The sequence below is a fragment of the Pseudomonas kulmbachensis genome (assembly GCF_963681935.1).
Classification (GTDB): domain Bacteria; phylum Pseudomonadota; class Gammaproteobacteria; order Pseudomonadales; family Pseudomonadaceae; genus Aquipseudomonas; species Aquipseudomonas kulmbachensis.
On the sequence record NZ_OY817088.1, the window covers coordinates 1,263,693 to 1,287,428 of the forward strand.

Sequence of the window (23,736 nt, forward strand, 5' to 3'; positions counted from 1 at the left end):
GCTTTTTTGCTTTGTGGGAGCTGGCTTGCCAGCGATAACATCAGTGCGGTGAGTCAGGCAGACCCAGCCGCCTGCATCGCCAGCAGGCTGACTCCCATGGATTCAAATTACTTCGCTGCAGTCTGCACCGGCGCCACCTGCACCGGCTTCCAGCCTAACAGTTGCTGCTTGTAGTCATGACTGGCGGCTTGGTAATAGGTGATCGCCCGTTCAATCAACGGATCGGTCGCCGGTACGCGGGACTCAATGCTGGTGGTCAGCGCTTCATCGTGGCGACGCAGGCCCTGGCGTGGGCTGAGAATGGCCAGATCTTTACCGTCAAACAAACCCAGGTGCTGATAGTTGCCCACCACCACACGCGGCGGTAGCGGATTTTCCTGCAGCAGGTTACGGCCAAAGAAAGTCGACTGGTAATCCAGGTTCAGCAACCCGAGCAATGTCGGTGCCAAATCGATCTGGCTGGCCAGTTGTGAGTCTTCACGAGCTTCGATCAACTTGGGCGCATAGATAAACAGCGGGATCTGATAGTTGGTGATCGGCAAGTCTTCCTTGCCGGCACTGCCTGCCGTGTGGTCGGCCACGAAAATGAAGATCGTGTTATCGAACCAGGGCTTTTGACGCGCATCCTTGAGGAATTGGCCAATGGCGTAGTCGGTGTACTTCACCGCACCGTCACGACCGTTGCCTGATTTGATGTCAATCCGGCCTTCAGGGTAAGTGTACGGGCGGTGGTTCGAGGTGGTCATCAACTGCAACAGGAACGGCTTTTGTTGCGCATAGTTGGCATCGGCCAGCTTCAGGGTTTCGCGGTACAGGTCTTCGTCAGCCATGCCCCACGCATTTTTGAAGTGGATATCGGCTTCATTGACGCTGCTTTGGTCGACGACGCGGTAACCATTGCCGCTGAAGAACGCATTCATGTTGTCGAAATAACCACGGCCGCCATACACGAACACGCTGTCATAGCCTACGCCCTTAAGCTGTTGGCCCAGGCTGGCGAAACCGCTTTCACGGCCGATGCGCTTGACGATGGAGCGTCCAGGCGTCGGTGGGATGGCCAAGGTAATCGCTTCCAGGCCGCGGTCGGTACGAGTACCGGTGGCATAGAAATTATTGAAGTACAGGCTCTCTTTGCGCAGTTGATCGAGGTTTGGCGTCAGATTGCGGCCATCGCCGTTGCTGCCCAGGTACTTGGCGCTGAGGCTTTCGATGGTCACCAGAACGATGTTGGGCTGACGTGCCGTGCCCGGGTTGTCGATATTGCGACGGATATCCAGCGGGTCCTGGCCAACAAAAGTTGCGTTGGGCTCGGCCAGCTCGGTGCGTAATTGCTTTGCGACAACGTCGGTTGGCAGGCTGGCGTAAAACTGCTGGTAATCCAGTTCGTTATTGCGGAACGCTGCGAAGAACTGATACGGGCCATTGCTCGCCAGTTCATGCTGATAGGCGTTGCCGCCCTGGCCGCGAGGACCGTCCTGATCGAGCAATTGCATGCTCAAGCCCGCGACCAGCAACAAACCGGCAAAGGTAGCAAGGCGAGCGCCAAAGGCTGGTAGCGGTGCGTTCATGGCTGCGTTGAACGGCTTGCGCAAGGCAAGGCTCAATACGATGGCTGCCAGGGCAATGGCACTGAGCAGGATACCGATCGGGTAGGACTCCAGTACGTTGTTCAGCACTTCATCGGAGTAGACCAGATAGTCCACAGCGATAAAATTGAAGCGTACGCCGAACTCATCCCAGAACAACCACTCAGCCACGGCCGTGAACAACATGGCAAACAGGCTTACAGTGAGCAGACCTTGCAAGAACCACTGATGACCACGACGACGCCACAGCGCTGGCGGGCACAACAACAGGTACAGGCCCAGCGGCAGAGCGGCATAAGTCAGAAAGCCGAGGTCGTAAAGCATGCCAATGCCAAACACCGGCAGCCAGTTGTTACCTGCCTCTCCTAGATGGGTGACCAGCAGAACGCCTCGGGTAATTAGAAAGGTCGCCAGCCAACAGCCAGTCAACAGAAGGAGGTAGCGCATTGGCGCGGTGTGCAGCAGACGCATTAGTTGTTTTTCCTTAAACGCGGGGGTGCGAGAGTGTGCTGGCGCCACTGTATTGAGTTTGTGAACCGTTAGTAAAAAAAATGTCATTTTTGCGCATAACCTAACTAAATGGCTTCAGCGCCCTGCGGTGCTGGCTCTGCGCGGTGCTTGGCCTTAAGCTGCGCGGGCCAAGACGGCCGTAACTGTGAACGGAGAGAATGCCCATGCGAATTTTATTGGTAGAAGACAACCGCGATATCCTCGCCAATCTGGCCGACTACCTGGGTCTCAAGGGCTATACCGTTGACTGTGCGCAAGACGGTTTGTCCGGCCTGCATCTGGCGGCTACCGAGCATTACGACCTGATTGTGCTCGACATCATGTTGCCCGGGATCGACGGCTACACCCTGTGCAAGCGCCTGCGTGAAGACGCCCGACGCGATACCCCGGTGATCATGTTGACCGCCCGGGACCAGTTGGATGACCGCCTGCAAGGCTTCAAGTCCGGCGCTGATGACTATCTGCTCAAGCCGTTTGCCCTGTCGGAACTGGCTGCTCGGATCGAGGCTGTATTACGCCGCGCTCAAGGCGGGGGGCGGCGCGAGTTGCAGGTCAGTGAGTTGCGTTATGACTTGGATACCCTTGAGGTTACCCGTGAAGGCCGCCTGCTCAAGCTCAACCCGGTAGGCCTGAAATTGCTGGCGGTTTTGATGCAAAAAAGCCCCCACGTGCTGCGCCGCGAAGTCCTCGAAGAAGCCTTGTGGGGTGATGATTGTCCCGATAGCGACAGCCTGCGTAGCCACGTGCACCAATTGCGGCAGGTGATCGACAAACCGTTCGACAAGCCTCTGTTGCAAACCGTGCATGGTGTGGGCTACCGCCTCGCCGAGATTCGCGATGGAGTTTAAGCAAAGTCTCGCCCAGCGGATCATCATTGCCTTTGCATTGATGAGTGCATTGGTCGCGGGAACATTCGCCGTAGGCATTATTGCCACCGTACACCTGGTCGAAGAAAAGCTCATATCAGCCGGTCTGGGCGGCGATTTGCAGCGTTTGTTGCTGATGGACAATGGTGCAGACTGGAACCATCGGCCCAAGCCAAGCCAACTGTTTTACTTCAGTGGCGGGCATGGTGATTTTGCTTTGCCCAAGGATCTACGCCACCTGGATCCGGGTTTTCATGAAGTGTTTCGGGATCAATTGTCGTACCACGCGATGGTTGAAGTGGTCGATGGCCGGCGTTACGTGCTGCTGCAGGATCAGAGTGATTTCGAAGAACGTGAGCGCGTGCTGTTTGCCGTGGTCGTGGTCGGTTTCGTGCTGGCGCTGGCGCTGGCGGTCTTTTTAGGCTGGACCTTGGCCCGTCGGGTGATGGCGCCAGTAGTCCGCCTGGCCCGCCAGGTTCGTCATCGCGATCAATTGCTGGGCCTGGCACCGCCTCTGGCGCCGGATTACGCTGCCGATGAAGTGGGCGAGTTGGCGGTGGCGTTCGATGCCACGCTGGGTCGTTTGCGGGACACCCTGACGCGCGAAAGGCTGTTCACCAGCGACGTGAGCCATGAGCTGCGCACTCCGTTGATGGTATTGGCCAGCTCCTGCGAACTGTTACTGGAAAACCCGGCGCTGGATCAGCGCAGTCGTTCACAGGTCGAACGAATATCGCGAGCATGCGAAGAGATGCGGGAACTGGTGCAGACCTTCCTGATGTTGGCCCGAGCTCAGCATCAAGACGCCAGTATGTCGCCCAAGGTGACACTGCCAGTCGTGGCCGAAGGCCTGATCAGCCTGTGGCGTGAGCCCATCGAGGCTAAAGGCCTTGAACTGATTTATGACCCCGGCAATACGCTGGACACTTGCTATAACGCCACCTTCCTGCATGCAGTCATGGGTAACCTGCTGCGCAATGCACTGCACTACACCGACACCGGTTTTATCCGATTGACCCTTGAACCCGGCGGCTTTGTGGTGGAAGACAGTGGAGTCGGCATCCCGGAAGAGAAGCGTCAGGCAATGTTCCAACCCTTTGTTCGTGGCAGTGAAAAACGTGGCGAAGGGCTCGGGTTGGGCCTGTCACTGGTTCAGCGCATCTGCGATAGCCAGGGCTGGCGGGTTACCCTCACCACGATGGAGCCCAATGGTTGCCGCTTTCACGTCGAGCTTGACCCGGCTGACGCCTGAAACCCCTCAAGCGGCCTGCGCCCTGCAGGCCGTGTCAGCCGATGTTTTATGCATAACTGGCCCCGCGCCAGCATTCGCGGCCTGTAAAACCTTGCAACGTTTGTGTAGGACGCATACACGGAATTTTCACTTGCTGATGACCTGATGCATACGTTTTCCTGATTAAGGTAGTGCTTATATGCTTCAGGAGCACTTCCATGAATCCGATCATCAAACTCAAGTTTTCTGAAAAGTACGACCAGCAACACGCTGCCGATTACCTGATCAAGCACCAGGATGGACTGGCCCGCCGTCTCTCGCACAAACGCGACGAGCAGTTGGCACGCCGCGCTCTGCACTTGGCGGGTGAGCCTGCGGTCGTCCTGGATTTGCCGTGCGGTGCAGGCCGTTTTTGGCCGTTGCTTGCGCAAATGCCAAACCGTGAAATCATTGGTGCGGATAACTCTGCATCGATGCTGGAGGTGGCTTCGCTGGCGCAACCGGCCGATGTGGTGAAACGGGTACGGCGATTGCAGACCTCTGCATTTGAAATAGATATGCCAGACAACTCCGTGGACAGCATTTTTTGCATGCGCCTGCTGCACCATATTGGTGATGCAAGCCATCGGATGGCTCTATTACGCGAGCTTCATCGCGTCAGCCGGGACAGTCTGATTATTTCATTGTGGGTCGATGGCAATTTCAAGGCCTGGAAACGCAAGCGTCTTGAGCACAAACGGACTACAGAAACAGAACAGGACGGTTACCAAAACCGTTTCGTGTTACCTGCTGTTACAGTGGAGTCGGAGTTTAAAAAGGCCGGCTTCACCATTCAGGATCATCTGGATTTTATTCCGCTCTATGCGATGTGGCGGGTTTACGTATTACGAAAGAGATAAGTCATGACCGTTGATTTTGTACAGCAATCCCCCTCTGCGTCTGAAGACCAATTTGAGTTTTACTGGAATCAAAAAGGCGAATGGGTTGAAGAGCCCAATCAGCGTCGTGGCGGGGAGAGTGGTGTACAACGGGTTCACGATGCCAGCGGACGCCTGCTCTATGTCAAGCGTCAGGTCGGGCACACCTACCGTAGTTGGCGTTACCCGCTGGGTCGCCCAACAGTATTGCGCGAGCGTGATGCGTTGCTCGCCTTGAACCATTTATCGGTCGGTGTACCTGAACTGGTGTACTGCGGGGCTCAACAAGCGGCAGACAAACAATGGCGGGCACTGTTGGTGACTGTCGCTCTGGACGGTTTTGTCGAGATCGACAACTGGTATGCCGCCGGTGAACGCGAACGCCTGGGTGAAGCGGTGCATGAGCGTGTACTTCAAGCGATTGGTCAAACCCTGGCGCGTATGCATCTGGGGCGCTGGCAACATGGCTGCCTCTACGCCAAACATGTGTTTGTACGAGTCATCGGCCAGGGCGATAGCGCACAGATAAGCGTGGCTCTGCTGGATCTCGAAAAAAGCCGGCAACGCCTGACAGCTCATAAGGCAGCCTCCCACGATCTTAAACAACTGCGCCGCCATTCGTCGTGGAACTCCACGGACTGGGACAGACTGATCTACTTTTATAAGACGGTGTTTGGCAGCGCTATCAAAGGTTTACGGTGATGAAGCGAGAATTAGCACGAAGTTTGTTTTTTCTGGGTGCTCTGACCATTGCTGGCGTGGCATTTGCTGCATGGGAGCAGCCTGTGACCCAAGTGTTGGGTGGGACGCAAGAGGGGGTTCATTGCCCGCTGCCGCGCGTAGTCAAGGTGGCGGTAGCGGAAAAACCCGATCACGACCTGTTGCTGTTTATGTTTGGAATGAGTCAGGGGCTGAAGAAGTAAGGGTCCCTGTAGCAGCTGCCGAAGGAACGAGGCTGCGTCCGGCTGCGCAGCAGTCGTAAACCCGGTAAGCACGGTGTGTCAGAAACACCAAAGCTGAATGGTTTTACGACTGCTGCGCAGCCGAACGTAGCCTCGCACTACTCGTCAACTGCTACAGAATTTTGCAGCTCTACATAACATGTAGATGGTTGTCCCACAGCCCGGAGGGTAATTCCAAAGGCTTGGCCATCAGGTCGCTTTGGCGGCAATCGTAGAACCGGCAACGACCTTGGCCGGACGTAACTACAAACCCATCCTTCACCGCACCCACCCCAGCACAATCGGGTAACGGCGCATCCAGACGCAAGGCACCGCTGTCCAGATCCCAGACAAAGAACCGATTGCCCCGCGGTGCGGTCAGCGCGACCAGCCGCAAGTCGCTGTGTACCGCGACACTGGCCGTGTAATGGCCCATGGCACGCAGTTGTTGCTCGGCCACCGGGAAGGGTTCAAATGGCTGGCCGGGACGCTTGATGGCCAATAACTCGGACAACTCATGGGCATCGCCCATAAATTGCTGGCAGGCCACGATAGTGCCGTCACTGGCGATACCCAAGTGCCGAACGCTGTTCATCTGCTGGCTCAGGGTTTCCTTGCTGAGCAAGGTCCCGTCGCGCTGCATCAGTACCAGGCTGGGCTCCATCGCATTCAGGTTCATTTCGACCCGGCTTTCGGCCTCGGTACGAATCCCGCCGTTGGCCACCACCAGTGTCTCGCCGTCCGGCATCCACGACACCTGATGCGGGCCCACGCCGTGGGTGGGGATTTCTCCACTGTGGATCAGGCGTTCGCCTTCAAAGCGATAAACCCCCAGCAGGCCGCGCCCCGGATCGGTGGTGTCGTTTTCGGTGGTGTACAGCCACTCGCCGTCTTTATGGATCACCGCGTGACCATAAAAATGCCGATTGGGCAGGGAAGTCAGGGTTTGCAGCAACTGCCCATCAGCCAGGTTGATCAGGTAGCTTTCGGTGCCGGGGCGCCGAGCTACAAACAGTGCAATGGGCAGTGTCGGGTGGTTGATGATGTCATGGCAACGCTGGCCAACCCGGGTGCTGAACACTTGAGTGCCATCCAGGCGATAACCGACAGCAAAGTGATTACCGTCCACATCGTCACGGGCACTCAACAACATCGGGCTTTGGTCTTTGTGCTTGAACAGTGACCAGCCGCCCAGCGTGACGGCACTGAGCAATAAACCACCGAGCTTGAGAGCTTGCCTGCGCATCATCGAACCTTCCTTCATCAATCGCCGTCGTTGGCGTTAAAGCCCAGCTGGATGCCCAGGGCCTTGGCCAGCTCGCCTTCGTGCAGGCGGTGAACCACATTCAGGCTGTCGTAGATAGCATTCAGTTGAGCGCGCCCAGCGTCATCTGCCAGCAGTTCGTTCAGAGTGTGCTGATTGTCATTGAGCAGCTTGAGCGAGGCGGCATACGCAGCATCGATCTTGTCAGCCAATGGTTTTTGTTCGGCAGGCAACAGACCGCGCAAACCCTTGTTGTCGACACCCACCCATACGGTTTGAGCACCCGCCAGGCTGGCTGCCAGGCTTTTGAGTGACGACTCGCTACGCCAGGCATCAGCCTGGAATGGCTGTGGAATGCCCTTGCTTTGGCGACCCATTGGCGTGCCGAGTTTTTTCTTCAGGGTATCGAGCGCGGTTACCTGCACGCGCAGCACGTCAGCGATGGCTTCGTGGGAGTCGGCATAGCGCTGGTTCGGGAACTTGCTCATTTGAGCGAGCATGCCGTCAGTGCTGTTCCAGCTGGCCAGGATTTCTTCGGCCAGTTGCTTTTGACGTTCGCCGATGGCGATCAGCAGTGGGCAGTAGCGGGATTTTTGCGCATCGTCAGCAAGGTTGATATTGCTGTCGAACAGAATGTATTCATAAGCCGACAGGCCCTGCACCACAACACTGGACTTGGCCAGTGCGGTGGCATCGATCTGCGGCTGGGCAACCACCAACTGCTCAACCTGACGGCCGACCAGGTTCTTTTTGTCTGGCCAGAACTGCACCTGCCACGAACGATTGCCTTCGGCCAGAGGCCCGATCAGCAAAGGCTGCAGCTCTGCCCAGGCTTTTTGCGCGTGCAAGAAGTCGGCTTTGGCAGTCTCAAGGTTTTCCTTGCCCTGGCAGTAAGCCAGAGCGCTGACCGCCAATTGGCGATCGGCTTCAACCCAGCGACTGTAGGTTGGCAAGATTACTTGCTTGGCAATGGCTGCCGAGGTGACGGCCTGCGGGTCTTGTGGCGAGCATGCAGCCAAGGCGATAGCGGCAAGGCTGGTGAACAAAAGCTTGGGTCGAAACATGTCGGGGTCCCCGATCTTGTAAGGCGTTAAAGAGAGTTCAGGAACGCCAGCAGCGCAGCGCGCTGCTCGGCATTAAAACGTAAAACCTGTTGCCTCGAAGGCTCAGCCTCGCCGCCATGCCACAGTACGGCTTCCAGCAGGTTGCGTGCACGGCCATCGTGCAAAAACTGAGTGTGACCGCTCACCGCCTGGGTCAAGCCAATGCCCCATAGCGGAGGGGTGCGCCAGTCGCGGCCGGTGGCGGCGAACTCGGTGCGATTGTCGGCAAGGCCCGGGCCCATGTCGTGTAGCAAGAGGTCGCTGTAAGGATGAATGACCTGGTTGGCCAGTTCAGGCTCGGCCGCGTTGGCTGAAGTGGTGAACGTCGGCGTATGGCACGATGTGCAACCGGCCTGGTAGAACAGGTTTTTACCGGCCAGTACTTGCGGCGCACCGACATCACGCCGGGCGGGCACGGCCAGGTTGCGGGTATAGAACTCCACCAGGCGCAGAATGTTGTCGCTGACCTCGGGTTCGCCATCCGGGCCATTGCCGTTGGGTGCTTCGAGGCAGGCCGTTTGAGCCTTGGTGCAATCATCGAAGGGTCTCAGGGAGGTCGTGAGGCCCATATCACCAGAAAAGGCGTGAACATTTTGTTGGTTGAGGTTGGGTTGCCCGGCTTTCCAGCCAAAACGGCCTAAAACTGTCTTTTGTTGAGCGTCATCCCATACCCAATTCGGGCGTCCGGTGATGCCGTCGCGGTTTTTGTCCTGAGGGTCGGCATTGGCCAGAATCGCTTCGTTCGGGATGGCTTCGAGCAGCCCCAGGCCAATCATCGGCGGCGCGATGCGCGCCGAGAAACGGGTGTCGGGGTGCATCGGGCCATAACCCAATTGGGTGATTTGCAACATTGGCTTGCGCAACTCGACTTCAGTGCCGTCCTTGAAGCTCACAGTGACGGGTTCGTAATCGACCCGCACCTTGCCCTCAGGGGCTACGCCAGGCACGGCCATGTCCTGCAACTGACCACCATATACCGGCTCGGGCACGATGCCGGATTGCTCGATCAACGTGGCATAAGTGGGGTCGTTGGGGATCGACAGGCGTACCAGCATCGACACCGAGTTTTTGGCGCCGGGAGCGGGAGGGTGGCCACGGCCATCCTTGATATGGCAGTTCTGACAGCCATTGGTATTAAACAGCGGACCAAGGCCGTCACGTGCGGTGGTGGTGGACGGGGCTATGACCCAGGGGCTGCGAAAAAAACTGTTGCCGACGCTGAAATCCAGACGCCGGGTGGGCGAAAGGTTGGCGGAGGGCATGGAAAACGCATTCTGATCGGTTTTGCGCACCGTAGTAGCCCCGCCGGAGCGGGCTTCGCCGGGCTCGGGTTTGGTAAAGCGCGGGGCATCATCACAACCGCCAAGGCTTAGGGCCACCAGCAGCAGGGACAGGCGAAGAGGCAGCAAAGGCATCAAGCGTCCAGATCAGTGAGCAAAATCGAGGGCGCAAAGTTTATCAGGGAAGGTGAATTGAAATAAGAGGGATTAGCGTTTGGTTTGGCTTGTGGCAGCCAAATTCACGAGAACGAGCTTGCTTGCGATGGTGGCCAGTACGGTCTAGAGGTTAAATCGATCATGATTGAAAATGCCAATCAGCTTGACTGACTGGCATTAGGCTTGCCATTAACTCGCATGAGTTAAATCCTACATGACTTCGTAATACAAAAGGTATTTCCCACAGAGTAATCAGAGATAAACGATATGCAGTTTTTCCTTGGAATACTATGCTTTCCAAAAAAACGGAGTAAGTATGAAAACGCTTTTGACAGTGTTTATATTGGTCGCGATTTCTGGCTGTGCAAACGGTCGGCTATTTCCTAAAGGATATAGCCCTGAACTTGCTTATAAGTGCCAGACTGACCCGTACGGTTTTTATTGTCTGCACCCTCCAGCGGTATTTAAAAATTAATGGTGCCGCAAATGGTTGGTCGAGGCGGGGTTGGTGAGTTAAAACTCCCATAAGGTAAACGGTACTCCGTTCGGTAGTATGTTGACCACGGTGAATGTTCTTTTTGGCATGCGACCTGGAGTAAACCCAAACCGAGCCCAACATAGATTTCCTGTGCGTTGATCATATATGACCAAATTCCCATCGTTTTGTATGACCATGCACGCGTTGTACCAGAGCGATTTATCAACGCTGTGAGTGCTTTCAGCAATCCACAAGCGCCTTCTGGACGGATCATAGAGAAAACCACTATTGCTGATGACGAAATGAAGGTGTTCGCGCATTTTTTTGCGCTGCAAAGTTTTGCTGTAAGCCTGATATCGGCCATCCAGACGATCGTTTCACCCTCTTTAATTACCAGGTTTCCATCGGCTTGTAGTACCAGTCTAAAATGTCCGTTTTCGGACATAAGATATTGCCCTGGCGACATCATTTGATTTGGTGGAAGTAAGGGGGTGCCGCTAGTTTGGAAAGGGGTGTAGTTAATAGCCATGCGTTACTCGTTCAGTAAGTTGTTGGGCTTTAATTGAATCAGGTTTAAATGCAGTGATGGCTATGCATATGTATTGTCTATAGCAATATTGGCGCTTGATTCCAAGTGCATCAAAGTTGTGTCTGTGTGACGAAAGTGCCTTTGCGTAAGGCTTAAGCCCATAGAAAGCGCGTTGCGCATAATATGCAAAAACTAAAAACGCTGATGCTTCGTGCGAGACTGCAGCCATCGATAGTGACTACGCCTACATGATAGAGCGCACAAAAAAGGCGACCCGAAGGTCGCCTCATTTTTCACTGACTCAAACGCGGCAGATCAAAACTCGTGATCGGCGTTGTCCGGGTTCAGATCGCTGATGCCCAGCTTGCCAGCGGCTTGCTCGATAGCACCGGTCTGCTTGACCAGAGCGGCGATGGCATCACGTACCACCTGGTTGCCCGCAGTATTGTCGGCTGCGATCAGTTGGTCGTAGTGTTCGCCCTTGTTGGCACGGTCAACCATGACCTGGATCTTGGCTTCTGTGTCGGCCAGATCGGACTTCAGCGTAGCGTCTGTGGCCGGGTCAATGACCACTACCAACGATGACAGGCTTGGACCGGTCATTTTAGTGCCGTCAGCACGCAGGTATTCGCCCAGGTACACATTACGGATGCCCTTGGCATCGTAGAAGTGCGAGTTGTGGGTGTTGTCGCTGAAGCAATCCTGCTCGTCTTCCGGCGAGTTGGCTTCCAGAGACACTTTCATGCGCTCGCCAGCCAGTTCGCCCAGCGACAGGCTGCCCATGCCGAACAGCATTTTGCGCAGTCCGTTTTGTGCCGGCTCGGCTTCCAGCGTAGCGCGGTAGTTGTCGGCAGAGTTCGGTGCCCAGTTGCCGACCATTTCGTTGAGGTCGTTCACCAGCAGTTGGGTTACGGCTTTCAAGTAAGCGCGACGGCGATCGTTATGGCCGCCGGTTGCGCCTTCACCTTCAAGGTAGTCAGAAGCAGGGCGGTTGCCTGCACCCGGGCCTGTACCGTTGAGGTCCTGGCCCCACAGCAGGAATTCGATGGCGTGGTAGCCGGTAGCCACGTTGGCCTCGGAACCGCCCAGCTCGTTCAGGCTGGCCAGGGTTTCAGGGGTGATTTCGGTCACGTCGACTTTGTCTTCGCCGACCTGGATCTGGGTGTTGGCGATGATGTTGGCGTTAGCACCAGGGTTACCCAGTGCGCCAGCGTAGTTGGCGTCAACGTAGTCGATCAGGCCTTCGTCCAGCGGCCAGGCGTTAACTTGGCCTTCCCAGTCATCAATGATGGTGTTGCCGAAACGGAAAACTTCGCTCTGCAGGTAAGGCACTCGGGCTTCAACCCAAGCGGCACGGGCGGCCTTCAGTGTGTCGTCGTTGGGTTTGGCCAGGAACGCATCGATAGCGCTTTGCAGCTTTTTGGCGGTGGTTTCAGCATCGCTGAACACGGCGTGAACAATGTCCGCGTAATGTGCGACGACGGCCTTGGCTGCAGCTTCGTCAACTTTTGCCGCGCTGATGTCAGCGGCAGGGGTCGCGGTGCTGGTTGCAGCTGCTGGCGCAGGAGCTGCGGCGGTTTTTTCCTTGTCCTTGTCGCCACAACCGGCGAGTGAGATAGCAATGGCCAGCAGACTGGCGGTTGCCAGAGGCATACGAATCATGGCGAAAATCCTGCTTCGAGAGGTGGGACAAGCGTGCGGCTGCACGCAAAACTGCCACATAATGCGAAAGATATGCATTTTGTGTAAAGGGTTACTGTTGGAAATATTTCTTATTTACCCAGCTCTGCAGCGGATCTTTCGCGAAAGATGAAACATGGAATTACATAATGACGGTCTTGCGCCGCTTGGCCTGCTTCAGATAAGCGAGCAATTCCCGCGCGCCAAGGGGTTTGCTGTACAGATAGCCTTGGCCTTCATGGCAGCCCTCGCCGATGACATAGGCTTCTTGCTCGGTGGTTTCGACGCCTTCGGCAATGACCTGCATGCCGAGGCTTTTACCGAGCTGGATGATGGCACGCACGATGGTTGCATCGTCGCCATCATCAATCAGGTCCTGAACAAAACTCTTATCGATCTTGATTTTGTCCAGTGGCAGGCTTTTGAGGTAGCTCAATGACGAGTAACCGGTGCCGAAATCATCAATCGCGATCAACGCTCCGGAGCGGCGCAGGCTCAGCAGGTGTTGGGCGGCGGTGCTGATGTCTTGCATCAGGCTGGTCTCGGTGACTTCCAGTTCCAGGCTGCGCGCTGGCAAACGGTAGCGCTGCAACAGGTTATTGACCACTCGCGGCAGTTCAACGTGGTGTAACTGCACGGCGGACAGATTGACCGCCATGCGCAGTTCACTGAAGCCCTGATCGTGCCATTCGCGCAGTTGGCGGCAAGCCTGGTCCAGAGCCCATTCGCCGATGGCGATAATGCTGCCGTTTTTCTCGGCCAGCGGAATAAACAGATCGGGCGGGACCATGCCGTGCTCCGGGTGCTGCCAGCGCAACAGGGCTTCGACCCCGACCACGCAGTGGTCGCTGTAGCGGATCTGTGGTTGGTAGACGAGGTAGAGCTGGTTGCAGATCAGGGCTTCGCGCAGGTCTTTTTCCAGCTCGCGCATACGCCGCATTTCGCGGTCTACGCTGGCGATATAAAACTGGTAGCGGCTGCGCGAGTAGCTTTTAGCCAAAGTCATGGTCTGCTCGGCCTTTTGCAGCAGCTGTTCGGTGGTGTCGCCGTCTTCGGGAAACAGCGTTATGCCGATGGTGGCGCGCAAGCGGATGTTTTGTTGATCAAGGGTAAACGGTATCTCCAGATCATCCAGAATGCTTTGGGCCAGCTCGGCAGCTTCGTAGGGCTGCTCAATATGGGCCTGAACCAGAGCGAACTGATCACCACCCAGGCGCGCCAGCGCACCCAGGCTGCCGCTGTGGGCACGCAAACGATCGGTCAGGGCCTGCAACAGCTGGTCGCCGGTTTGATAACCAAACTGCTCGTTGATCCCTTTGAAGTCGTCGAGGCCAACACATAACACCGCGACCCGGCGTTGCAAGCGGCCAGCATCGGTGAGGATCTTGCCCAGTTGACCTTGAAGTTGCTGGCGATTGGGCAGGCCGGTCAAAAAGTCGTACTGAGCCATGCGCAGCAGTGAGCTTTCGGCTTCGTGGCGTAATCGGGTGTTGCGTTCAATCGAGGCCAGCAACTGATTGGAGGTATTGACCCAAACCCCCAGCTCGTTGTGTTCGTGGCCTTTAAACAGAGGGATCACATGCTCGCTGGGGCGATCCGGGTTGATGCTGGTCAGGTGGCCGATGATTTGTGACAGCGGCTTGGTCAGCAGCCAATGGTAGACCAGGTACAACACCAGCCCCATCAGCAGGGCGCGCAACATACCGGATAACAACATGATCGCGGCATCGGCCAGGAAGCCTTCGCCGTAAGTGGCGGTGTCGAGGGTAATGCTCAGGTCGCCGTAGTACTCGCTGTAAGGCCCCTGACCCACCAATGGAGTGCTGAAAGTGTGCTCCTTGCCTAAAATTGGGTCGGTCAGCCAGCGGCTTGACGAAGCTTTCAGCTCGCGTGTCTTTTGCGCGAGGTTCGTTTCACTGGGGTGGCCGATAGTTGCCTGGCGCACGGCATCATCCTGGAACAGGCCTTCGATGACCTGCATCGCCATTTCACGGTCCAGGCTATATAGCGCCTGAGTTGAAGGATCGCGAAACATGCCCAGGATGCGCTCAGCATCAATCGCGACGGCTTGTCGGACTTTGTAAGCGTCAAACACAATTTGAGCGCAACTCAGCACCGCCCCGACGACGACTGCTGACAGCAATACGATCCGGAGTAACTTCAGTGACAAGCTGTTCTTGAATTGCCGCTTCAAAACGCTATTCCTTGTTCCTTGCCGATAATGCCTATGGCCTTTCTTTTATGTGGCAATTTTTATTGCAGGTATACAAGCAGCAATCGTGCAACGTTCACGATCGCTACTGTGTCGGTATAGGTATCTCGAACTTGAGGCGCGGAATAAAAAAACCGACGTTCTCATATTAGCTGGCCCGGATTAGTCGGGCGGGTCAATTGGCACTTTTAATCGAGCCAAAAAAAACCCGGCAATGCCGGGTTTTTCCCTGGAGTCAGGCTTAGGCAGTGAAGGCTTTACCTTCGAACTGCTCAGCAACGAACTTCCAGTTAACGAGGTTCCAGAATGCTTCAACATACTTCGGACGCACGTTGCGGTAGTCGATGTAGTAAGCGTGTTCCCAAACGTCGCAGGTCAGCAGCGGGGTGTCGCCGCTGGTCAGCGGGTTACCGGCGCCGATGGTGCTGGCCAAAGCCAGGGAACCGTCAGCTTTCTTCACCAGCCAGCCCCAGCCGGAGCCGAAAGTGCCGATGGAGGTTTTGCTGAATTCTTCTTTGAACTTGTCGAACGAGCCGAAGGCTGCGTTGATGGCATCAGCCAGCGCGCCAGTTGGTTCGCCGCCGGCGTTTGGCGCCAGGCAGTTCCAGTAAAAGGTGTGGTTCCAGACCTGAGCGGCGTTGTTGAAGATACCGCCCGAAGAGGTTTTAACGATCTCTTCCAGGGTTTTGCCTTCGAACTCGGTGCCTGGCACCAGGTTGTTCAGGTTCACGACATAGGTGTTGTGGTGCTTGTCGTGGTGAAACTCCAGGGTTTCTTTGGAGATGTGCGGCTGCAGGGCATCGTGTGCGTACGGCAGCGGCGGCAATTCGAAAGCCATGATGATTCTCCTAATCAGGTCAGTTGCGATGAGCGCAAGGCCGATCACGGGCGGCCAAACACGCGCCGATGAGTTTTTACTCTTTGCGGCGCAGGGTCAGGATCATAGCACCGGGGTGACGGCATAACCACGCGACAACTGTGTGGGATAGACGTTTCAGCTCGATTGATAGAAAAAGCCGATCAGTTTTGGCCTGTATGTTCAGTGCTGAATTTGAGCCTGCCAAGTATTTCCAGCGGGGTTAATCTCAGCCCGAAACAATCAATTGCACTGCCACCGCGTACATCATCACCGCCACCAGCAAGTCCAGTATGCGCCAGGTGTTTGGTCGTGCCAGCCATGGCGCAAGCCAAGCGGCGCCCAATGCGAGGGTGAAAAACCACAGCAGCGAAGCACTGGCCGCGCCCACCACATAGGCCCCTGGCACGCTCTGTTGCGCGCCGAGAGAGCCAATCAGCAATACCGTGTCGAGATACACGTGAGGGTTGAGCAGGGTGACGGCCAGCGCACTGAGCATCACGGCCTTTAGCGAGCGGGCAGTCTGGCCAGCGGTATGCTCAAGGCTCGACTTTGAAAACGCGCGGCGCAGCGCCTGAGTGCCGTACCACAGCAAAAACACCGCGCCCCCCCAGCGAGCAACGCTGAGCAACAACGGGTTTTGCGCCAGAATGGTCGCCAGGCCAAACACCCCGGCCGCCACCAGCAAGGCATCGCACACCACGCAAAACGCCGCCACGGGCAGATGGTGCTCACGGCGTAGGCTTTGCGCCAGCACGAAGGCATTTTGGGTGCCGATAGCCATAATCAGGCCGAACGCGACCAACAGGCCATTAAGGTAGCTTTGCCACATAAGAGTTACTCGTCGTACAGCAGGCGGGGTTGCTGCTGGCTATTGTCAGGTGCTTGGCTGTATAAGAAAAACCAATATTGCTGATCGCTCATTAGGAAAACTGATGTTCGACTATAAATTGCTTTCGGCCCTGGCCGCGGTAGTAGAACAGGCTGGCTTTGAACGGGCTGCGCAGGTGCTTGGCCTGTCGCAATCGGCCGTCTCCCAGCGCATAAAATTGCTTGAGGCGCGTATCGGTCAGCCGGTGCTTGTGCGTGCCACGCCACCTAGCCCGACCGAGATTGGCCGGCGCTTGCTCAACCACGTGCAGCAAGTGCGCTTGCTGGAGCGTGACCTGCAAAGTGCAGTGCCGGCGCTGGACGATGAGGGCTTGCCCGAACGGCTGCGGATCGCCTTGAACGCCGACAGCCTAGCCACCTGGTGGGCGCAGGCAGTGGGTGATTTCTGCGCCGAGCAGCACCTGTTGCTGGACCTCGTGGTTGAGGACCAGACCGTTGGCCTCAAACGCATGCGTGCCGGTGAAGTGGCAGCTTGCCTGTGTGCCAGTGAGCGACCGGTTGCCGGAGCCCGCAGCGTGTTGCTGGGGGCCATGCGCTACCGGGCACTGGCGAGCCCTGCTTTTATTGCGCGGCATTTTCCTCAGGGCGTGAGCGCCGCGCAGCTGTCGAAAACACCTGCGCTGGTGTTCGGCCCGGATGATTTCCTGCAACATCGTTATTTGGCTGCCTTGGGCGTTGATGGCGGGTTCGAGCACCACCTGTGCCCGTCTTCCGAAGGTTTTATCCGCTTGACCGAGGCTGGTCTGGGTTGGGGGCTGGTCCCTGAGTTGCAGGTGCGCGAGCAGCTTGAAAGCGGAACGCTGGTAGAGCTTTTGCCAGATAAACCCATCGACGTGCCACTGTACTGGCATCATTGGCGCAATGGCGGAGAACTGCTGAGGCAATTGACCGAACATTTGTCTCGTTCGGCTAGTGCCTTTGGCCTGATAGCCAGCGTTTAAAGAGCAAGCAGCAAGAATTACAGCATTTGGAGTGATTGATGAAGATTCTGGTCACCGGCGCAAGCGGCTTTATTGGCGGACGCTTTGCGCGTTTTGCCTTGGAGCAGGGCTTTGACGTACGGGTCAGCGGGCGACGGGCTGAGGGTGTTGAACACCTGGTGCGGCGCGGGGCTGAATTTATCCCGGGTGATTTGACCGATGGTTTACTGGTGCGTGACTTGTGTGTCGATGTCGACGCTGTGGTGCATTGTGCGGGCCACGTGGGCGCCTGGGGGCGTTATCAGGACTTCCACCGCGACAACGTGCTGGTGACCGAAAACGTGGTTGAGGCCTGCTTGAAGCAGCGGGTGCGGCGTATGGTGTACTTGTCCTCGGCCTCGTTGTACTTCGATGGTCGTTCGCACACGCAATTGACTGAAGAACAGTTGCCCAAGCGCTTCAGTCACCCGTATGCCGCGACCAAAAACCTGGCCGAGCAAAAAGTCTTCGGTGCTCAGGAATTCGGTCTTGAGGTGATTGCCCTGCGTCCACGCTCTGTCACGGGGGCAGGGGACATGAGTATCTTCCCGCGGTTGTTGAAGCTGCAGCGCAAAGGGCGTTTGGCCATCGTTGGCAACGGTCTGAACAAGGTCGACTTCACCAGCGTGCAAAATCTCAACGAGGTGCTGATGAGCAGCTTGCTGTGCAGTGGCTCGGCCTTGGGCAGGGCCTACAACATCACCAATGGCACGCCTATTCCGTTGTGGGATGTGGTCAATTATGTGATGCGCCAGATGAACGTACCGCAAGTAACCCGTTATCGCGGCTACGGCCGTGCCTACGCTATGGGCGCGCTGAGCGAGGCCGCCTGTAAGCTGTGGCCCGGTCAACCCGAACCGACGCTCTCGCGTTTGGGGGTGCAGATCATGGACAAAGACTTTACCCTCGACATTAGCCGCGCCCGGCACTACCTCGACTATGACCCAAAAGTCAGTCTGTGGGCCGCGCTTGATGAATTCTGCGGCTGGTGGAAGGCTCAGGAGTCTCCGTACCGCTAACCACTTGCCGCTATTTTTAAAGGTTTTCCATGCGTAACGATGCCCGTGACGATTTTGACAACGTGCCAACCCTGCGTGCTGATGCCCATGACCACGATGAATTGGGGTCAACAGCCGGAGCACGGGAGCGCACCACGGTGTACTCGCGCAACACGCCGGTGATCAAGGTCAAGGGCCCTGCTACCGGGCCATTGTGGACGTTGATCTGTGCCTTGCTGCTGGCTGTTGGTGGGCTGGCTTGGTGGAGTTTTCAGCAAATTTCACTGATGGAGCAGCAGTTGGTGGCGACCCAGGAGAGCTTCGCCCGTATCAGCGAAGAAGCTGCGGGGCGTTTGCAGGCTATTTCCGGCAAAGTGGTGGCCAGCGAATCGACGATCAACAACGGCAGCGAAGCCTTGAAGTTGCAGATCAAGCAGCTCGAAGAGCAGTTGCTTGAGCAGAGCAAGCGTCAGCAAGGCCTGGTGGTCGGGCAGCAGGGCGATCTGGATCAGCGTTTTGAGCAAATCAATGCCGCGATGTTGTTGCAGGTGACGGCCCAGAAAGAAACCCAGACCCGCCTCGAGGCCGAGATCAAAGGCCTTGGCAGCGAGCTGTCGACGCTCAAGGCCAGTGTTGGGCAACAGGCGGTCGACGTGGCGGCCTTGAAAAAACAAGGTAATCCGAGCGCTGCTGTCGAGCGTCTGGAGCAAGACATGATCGTGCTCAAAAGCGAACTGGAAAACCGTCCGGCATCGGCCCAAGGCGCCAATGCCGCCGAGTTCGATGTGTTCCGCGCGCAGATGACACGCAACATCAATACCCTGCAAAGCCAGATTCAGAACTTGCAGAAGCAGATCAGCGCCAGGCCTTGAGTCTGCGTTGACAGTTTTGCCTCTCGATTTAAGCGTGCGCAACATATGTGGGAGCGAGCCCGCTCGCGAAGGTCGAAGTAACCGCGAGGCTCTGGAGACCTTCGCAAGCCTGCTCGCTCCCACAGTTGAGGATTTACTCCCGCGCCTTGTCTTCACGCCCGCGCAGTTCTTGATTGGGCATGGCGATCGCCGCAGCCAGCCCCAGCAGTGAAATCACCGCGCTGATGCTCAGCAGATGGCGGAAGGTCAGCAGCAGTTCAGCCCGCAGGCTGTCCAGCGCCGGGCCTTGTACGGCATTCAGCCCGTCCAGCAACACATTGCCCGAACTGCCTTCCCCCAGCAGTGGCTGACCGCCAACAGGCGCCAGTAGCGAGTCGTGCAGCAATGCCAGCAACAGGGCCGACATCAAGGCCACCCCCATCGCACCGCCCAATGCTCGAAACAGGTTGGTGGTGCTGGTCGCCACACCAATGTCGTGCTGGCGCACCGAGTTCTGCGCCCCCACCAGCGATGTCGGGAACTGCATGCCCGAAGCGATCCCGCTGAATAGCATAAACACGCCACTCAACAGCTCCGCGCTCGGCGGGCTGAAGGCCATGCCGAGAATGGACAGGGGCATCAGCACCGCCCCACTTACAATCATTGGTTTGTAGCGCCCGGTTACCGAGGTCATGCGCCCGGCAAAATAGGCCCCCATCGGCAGGCCTATGGCCAGGGGCAACAGGTGCAGGGCCGCGCTGTCGGCACCCGCGCCGGTGATGCTCTGATAGCGTAGCGGCATCAGCACAATCAGCGAAATGGCCTGAAAGCTGGTGAAAAATACCGTGCACCAGCACAGCACCGCATTGCGGTTGGCAAACAGGTGCATCGGCAACAGCGGCTCTAGCGTGCGTCGTTCATGCCAGACAAACAGCCCCAGCGCGATCAACGCAACCGCCAGAAGCCCGGCGACCTGATCGTCGCGCCAGCTCTGACCCTGACCGATAAAGGTAATGCTCAGCAGCAATGAGGTCAGGCCCAGGATCATCAGCATCGTGCCCAGGTAGTCAATAATCGGCTTGCGTTGCGGAACAGGCAGCCCGACCAGAGTGCGATAGGAAATCCACCAGGCAGCCAGGCCCAGCGGCAAATTGATCAAGAACACCCAGCGCCATGACAGGTACTCGGTCATATAGCCGCCCAGTACTGGTCCGGCGACACTGGCCAGCGCATACATGCCGCTGAAGTAGCCCTGATAGCGCCCGCGTTCGCGGGGCGGCACGATGTCGCCGATGATCGCTTGGCTGACCGAAATCATCCCACCCGCGCCTATCCCCTGAATGATCCTGGCCAGAACAAGCTGCTCCATGTTCTGCGCCAGCCCGCAAAACAGCGAGGCCACGGTAAACAGGCCCATGCCAAACAGCATCAGGCGTCTGCGCCCGTACAAGTCGCCGAGTTTGCCGTAGATCGGCACAGCCACGGTCATGGCCACCATATAGCCCGAGATCACCCAGGCCAGTTGGCTGACATCCTTGAACTGGGCGGAAATGGCGGGCATGGAAACAGCGACGATGGTTTGATCCAGCGCCCCCAGGAAAATCGCCAGCATCAGGGCGATCAGAATGCTGCGTATGGCGGGCTTGGTCTGGGGTGGCTGATTCAGACTGGTCACGAAACACCTGTGGGCGGCAAACCTGTGGTGGAATGCCGCTAGTCTACTCGATAGCCTGCTATTCGATAGCCTCGTAAGGGAGCCCTACGTAATTTTCTGCAATGGTCGTGCGACCTGCTTCGGAGTCGACGAAATACGCCAGTTCACTGTCTGTAATGCGTTGGCTGAAGCTGTCGCTGTCGGGAAAGCGATGCAGCATTGAGGTCATCCACCATGAGAATCGCTCGGCTTTCCAGATGCGCCGCAGGCACACCTCGGAGTAGCGTTCCAGCAGGTCGGTGCGCCCCTCGGCGTAGACCTTGAGCAAAATGTTGAACAGCGTGCTGACATCGCTGGCTGCCAGGTTCAAGCCCTTGGCGCCGGTGGGCGGTACAATGTGCGCGGCGTCGCCGACCAGAAACATACGGCCGTACTGCATCGGCTCCACCACAAAGCTGCGTAACGGCGCGATGCTTTTCTCGATGGACGGCCCGGTTACAAGCCGCTCGGCCAGCGCCTTGGGCAGGCGGGTCTTCAACTCGTCCCAAAAGCGCTGATCGGACCAGTCCTCGACCTTTTCTTCGGACGCAACTTGCAGGTAGTAGCGACTGCGCGTGGCCGAGCGCTGGCTGCACAGAGCAAAGCCCCGGTCGTGTTTGGCATACACCAGTTCGTCGTTGACCGGCGGAGTGTCGGCCAGGACGCCGAGCCAGCCAAAGGGGTATACCCGCTCGAAAACCTTCAGCACATCGCTCGGAATAGACTGACGCGCTACGCCGTGAAAACCATCGCAGCCTGCTATGTAGTCGCAGTCCAGACGCCAGCTTTCGCCGTCTTTATCGAACGTGACGTAAGGTGCGTCGGTTTTCATTCCGTGGGGCTGGACATTGCTGGCGCTGTACAGGGTTTGTGCCCCGACTTGCTCGCGTGCAGCCATCAGGTCGCGGGTCACTTCGGTCTGGCCGTAAACCATCACGGTTTTGCCGCCGGTCAGGCCCTTGAGGTCGATATGCACCTGGCGGTCATCCAGCGCCAGCTCAAAGCCATCATGGACCAACCCTTCAGCGTCCATCCGCTGGCTGACGCCGGCCTGTCGCAACAGGTCGACCATGCCTTGTTCCAGCACCCCGGCGCGAATTCGGCCGAGTACGTAGTCGCCGGATTGGCGTTCAATGATGACGTTATCGATCCCGGCGTTATGTAGCAGTTGGCCCAGCAGCAGACCCGAAGGGCCGGCGCCGATAATAGCGACTTGAGTTTTCATTATTGTTCTCTCGCGCAGCCTCGACCCTGTGGGGCGAGATGGTTCTTATAAAGTTGTGCCTGTATTTTTCGCTTGCGAGATAGGCAATAGAAGGTGATAACGACGTCATTACCGGTACTTTTCGATAATCAGTGCGATTATCGGTTTTCTGCAATTTCCAGGCTCAGCGGCAATGAATCCTTCAATCCCGGTGTTCAAGCTTTATGGCGAGCAGCAAGACTGGCTCAGCCCCGATTTGCTGCACTGCGAAACCATTTCGCTGCGCAGCCGCGTCCACGACTGGGAAATTCGCCCCCACCGGCATGCCGACTTATGCCAGTTGCTCTATGTGCACAAAGGTCGGGCGCAGGTTGAGGTTGAAGGTCAGCGCCATGTGCTGGAGCAGTCGGCGATTCAGGTGATTCCGCCTTTGTCTGTGCACGGGTTTCAGTTTTCACCGAACGTTGAAGGATTTGTACTGACCCTGGCCGCGCCGCTGGTGGCCCAGTTGCAAGCACAGCTGGGCGGGTCGATCAGCTTGCTGCAACGGGTCGCCAGTTATCCGGCAGGCAAGGATCGCGATTACCTCAATAACCTGTTCAGTGAGCTGCAAAGCGAATATGTCGGCACACAGCCCGCCCGCGAAATGCTCTTGCAGTCGCTGATCAGCGTGCTGTTGGTGTGGGTCGCGCGCCAAGTGATACAGCGCCGCGAAGCACGGCAGTTACCGGCACGCGGGCGCGAGTACCTGAGCCTGTTCAATCAACGGGTCGAGGCATTGTTTCGTGAACAGCCGAATGTTGAGCAACTGGCGCATCAGGTGGGTATTTCAGTGGCGCACCTGAACAGTATCTGTCGCGAGCTGGCGGGGCAGTCGGCGTTGCAGATCATCCATCAGCGGCTGTTATTGGAGGCCAAGCGGCATTTGATATACACGCCGATGACCATCAGCGAAGTGGCTGACAGCTTGGGGTTTGCTGACCCGGCGTACTTTGCGCGGTTTTTTCGGCGCCTGACCGGGACTTCACCCAGTGCATTTCGAACAGGACGGACTGACAGCATCAATCCGCCCTGATGCTCCGGGGCTTCCTTACCTCAGAGCGCTGAACATGGCATTGCAATGCGCGCCAGAGCAACTGGCGGTAACAGCGACTGCTTGCCGGGTTTGCTCGGCGCGATAGCAAGCGCTTGCAAACAAAACAGCGGCAGCAAAAACGATAAACACGGTCATGCATCTGGTTTTTGTTTTAGTGGTCATGGCATTCACTCCCTTGACTTCACACCCTTGAGGCTAGTTCAGACCTTGGTAGTTGCCATGCCAGTTGTACGAGTGGTCATGCTCGGCTTCATCCCTCAAATGGACTAGTTGAGTAAACTCTGTTGCCGTTCGAACACGAAACCTCTGTAGCCGCTGCCGAAGGAACGAGGCTGCGTTGGCGTGGTGCGGCACTCCGACGAAGTCGTCGTAAATTCAGGCGGTGGGGTGTGTCAGACAAAAAGTGCACTCAGAATTTACGATTGCTTCGCAACC

Annotated in this window: 20 protein-coding genes; 9 read left to right on the forward strand and 11 right to left on the reverse strand. The window is 57.0% G+C overall.

Annotation, left to right across the window (positions count from 1 at the left end; translation table 11 throughout):
* Window positions 1–107 precede the first annotated feature (107 nt).
* On the reverse strand, window positions 108–2,057 hold the full coding sequence (locus tag U5A05_RS05920; RefSeq protein ID WP_261741214.1) for an LTA synthase family protein: 1,950 nt from the start codon (window positions 2,055–2,057) through the stop codon (window positions 108–110).
* Window positions 2,058–2,260: 203 nt separating this feature from the next.
* Here U5A05_RS05920 and colR point away from each other — a divergent pair, with 203 nt between their 5' ends.
* The 5 genes from colR to U5A05_RS05945 all read left to right on the forward strand — a co-directional run bounded on the left by colR (window position 2,261) and on the right by U5A05_RS05945 (window position 6,033).
* Window positions 2,261–2,944, forward strand: a complete 684-nt coding sequence (gene colR, locus U5A05_RS05925; RefSeq protein WP_261741215.1) for a two-component system response regulator ColR — start codon at window positions 2,261–2,263, stop codon at window positions 2,942–2,944.
* A complete protein-coding gene (locus U5A05_RS05930; protein WP_321835930.1) occupies window positions 2,934–4,214 on the forward strand; it encodes a sensor histidine kinase in 1,281 nt (426 codons plus the stop codon). Before colR ends, U5A05_RS05930 begins: the two co-directional genes overlap by 11 nt.
* Window positions 4,215–4,411: 197 nt before the next feature.
* On the forward strand, window positions 4,412–5,092 hold the full coding sequence (locus U5A05_RS05935; protein WP_261741217.1) for a class I SAM-dependent methyltransferase: 681 nt from the start codon (window positions 4,412–4,414) through the stop codon (window positions 5,090–5,092).
* A gap of 3 nt (window positions 5,093–5,095) precedes the next feature.
* Window positions 5,096–5,812 (forward strand): lipopolysaccharide kinase InaA family protein, encoded by a 717-nt coding sequence (locus tag U5A05_RS05940; protein ID WP_261741218.1) that lies wholly within the window; start codon window positions 5,096–5,098, stop codon window positions 5,810–5,812.
* A complete protein-coding gene (locus tag U5A05_RS05945; protein WP_321835931.1) occupies window positions 5,812–6,033 on the forward strand; it encodes a hypothetical protein in 222 nt (73 codons plus the stop codon). Before U5A05_RS05940 ends, U5A05_RS05945 begins: the two co-directional genes overlap by 1 nt.
* 169 nt (window positions 6,034–6,202) lie before the next feature.
* Here the strand turns inward: U5A05_RS05945 and U5A05_RS05950 are convergent, their stop codons facing one another.
* The 8 genes from U5A05_RS05950 to U5A05_RS05985 all read right to left on the reverse strand — a co-directional run bounded on the left by U5A05_RS05950 (window position 6,203) and on the right by U5A05_RS05985 (window position 16,441).
* Window positions 6,203–7,300 carry a DUF1513 domain-containing protein gene (locus U5A05_RS05950; RefSeq protein WP_321835932.1) on the reverse strand — a complete coding sequence of 366 codons (1,098 nt, stop codon included), beginning with the start codon at window positions 7,298–7,300 and terminating at the stop codon, window positions 6,203–6,205.
* Window positions 7,301–7,314: 14 nt separating this feature from the next.
* Window positions 7,315–8,379, reverse strand: a complete 1,065-nt coding sequence (locus U5A05_RS05955) for an imelysin family protein (RefSeq protein WP_321835933.1) — start codon at window positions 8,377–8,379, stop codon at window positions 7,315–7,317.
* Window positions 8,380–8,405: 26 nt separating this feature from the next.
* On the reverse strand, window positions 8,406–9,833 hold the full coding sequence (locus U5A05_RS05960) for a di-heme oxidoreductase family protein (protein ID WP_321835934.1): 1,428 nt from the start codon (window positions 9,831–9,833) through the stop codon (window positions 8,406–8,408).
* A 485-nt stretch (window positions 9,834–10,318) separates the two neighbouring features.
* Window positions 10,319–10,861 carry a hypothetical protein gene (locus U5A05_RS05965; protein ID WP_321835935.1) on the reverse strand — a complete coding sequence of 181 codons (543 nt, stop codon included), beginning with the start codon at window positions 10,859–10,861 and terminating at the stop codon, window positions 10,319–10,321.
* 315 nt (window positions 10,862–11,176) lie between these two features.
* Window positions 11,177–12,523, reverse strand: coding sequence for an imelysin family protein (locus U5A05_RS05970; RefSeq protein ID WP_261741224.1), 1,347 nt, complete (start codon window positions 12,521–12,523; stop codon window positions 11,177–11,179).
* A 160-nt stretch (window positions 12,524–12,683) separates the two neighbouring features.
* Entirely contained in the window at window positions 12,684–14,735 is a 2,052-nt protein-coding gene (locus tag U5A05_RS05975; RefSeq protein WP_261741225.1) for a putative bifunctional diguanylate cyclase/phosphodiesterase, read from the reverse strand.
* A 259-nt stretch (window positions 14,736–14,994) separates the two neighbouring features.
* Window positions 14,995–15,591: a superoxide dismutase gene (locus U5A05_RS05980; protein WP_019827796.1), complete on the reverse strand. Its 597-nt coding sequence runs from the start codon at window positions 15,589–15,591 to the stop codon at window positions 14,995–14,997.
* Window positions 15,592–15,838: 247 nt separating this feature from the next.
* Window positions 15,839–16,441 carry a LysE/ArgO family amino acid transporter gene (locus U5A05_RS05985; protein WP_261741226.1) on the reverse strand — a complete coding sequence of 201 codons (603 nt, stop codon included), beginning with the start codon at window positions 16,439–16,441 and terminating at the stop codon, window positions 15,839–15,841.
* Between the two features lie 103 nt (window positions 16,442–16,544).
* On the opposite strand from U5A05_RS05985, the gene U5A05_RS05990 reads away from it, so the two are divergent.
* From U5A05_RS05990 to U5A05_RS06000, 3 genes are read left to right on the forward strand one after another with little or no spacing between them, the layout of a single operon-like run.
* The gene (locus tag U5A05_RS05990; RefSeq protein ID WP_321835936.1) at window positions 16,545–17,441 is read left to right on the forward strand and encodes a LysR family transcriptional regulator ArgP; all 897 of its coding nucleotides are present in this window, start codon (window positions 16,545–16,547) and stop codon (window positions 17,439–17,441) included.
* A gap of 38 nt (window positions 17,442–17,479) precedes the next feature.
* Window positions 17,480–18,478 (forward strand): NAD-dependent epimerase/dehydratase family protein, encoded by a 999-nt coding sequence (locus U5A05_RS05995; protein ID WP_321835937.1) that lies wholly within the window; start codon window positions 17,480–17,482, stop codon window positions 18,476–18,478.
* 29 nt (window positions 18,479–18,507) lie between these two features.
* Window positions 18,508–19,329 (forward strand): ATPase, encoded by an 822-nt coding sequence (locus tag U5A05_RS06000; protein WP_261741229.1) that lies wholly within the window; start codon window positions 18,508–18,510, stop codon window positions 19,327–19,329.
* Window positions 19,330–19,462: 133 nt separating this feature from the next.
* On the opposite strand, the gene U5A05_RS06005 is transcribed toward U5A05_RS06000, so the two are convergent.
* Together U5A05_RS06005 and pobA are read right to left on the reverse strand one after the other, a co-directional pair.
* Window positions 19,463–20,983, reverse strand: coding sequence for an MDR family MFS transporter (locus U5A05_RS06005; protein ID WP_321835938.1), 1,521 nt, complete (start codon window positions 20,981–20,983; stop codon window positions 19,463–19,465).
* Window positions 20,984–21,041: 58 nt separating this feature from the next.
* A complete protein-coding gene (pobA, locus tag U5A05_RS06010) occupies window positions 21,042–22,226 on the reverse strand; it encodes a 4-hydroxybenzoate 3-monooxygenase (RefSeq protein WP_261741231.1) in 1,185 nt (394 codons plus the stop codon).
* 172 nt (window positions 22,227–22,398) lie between these two features.
* On the opposite strand from pobA, the gene U5A05_RS06015 reads away from it, so the two are divergent.
* On the forward strand, window positions 22,399–23,280 hold the full coding sequence (locus U5A05_RS06015; RefSeq protein WP_261741232.1) for a helix-turn-helix domain-containing protein: 882 nt from the start codon (window positions 22,399–22,401) through the stop codon (window positions 23,278–23,280).
* Window positions 23,281–23,736: the final 456 nt, after the last annotated feature.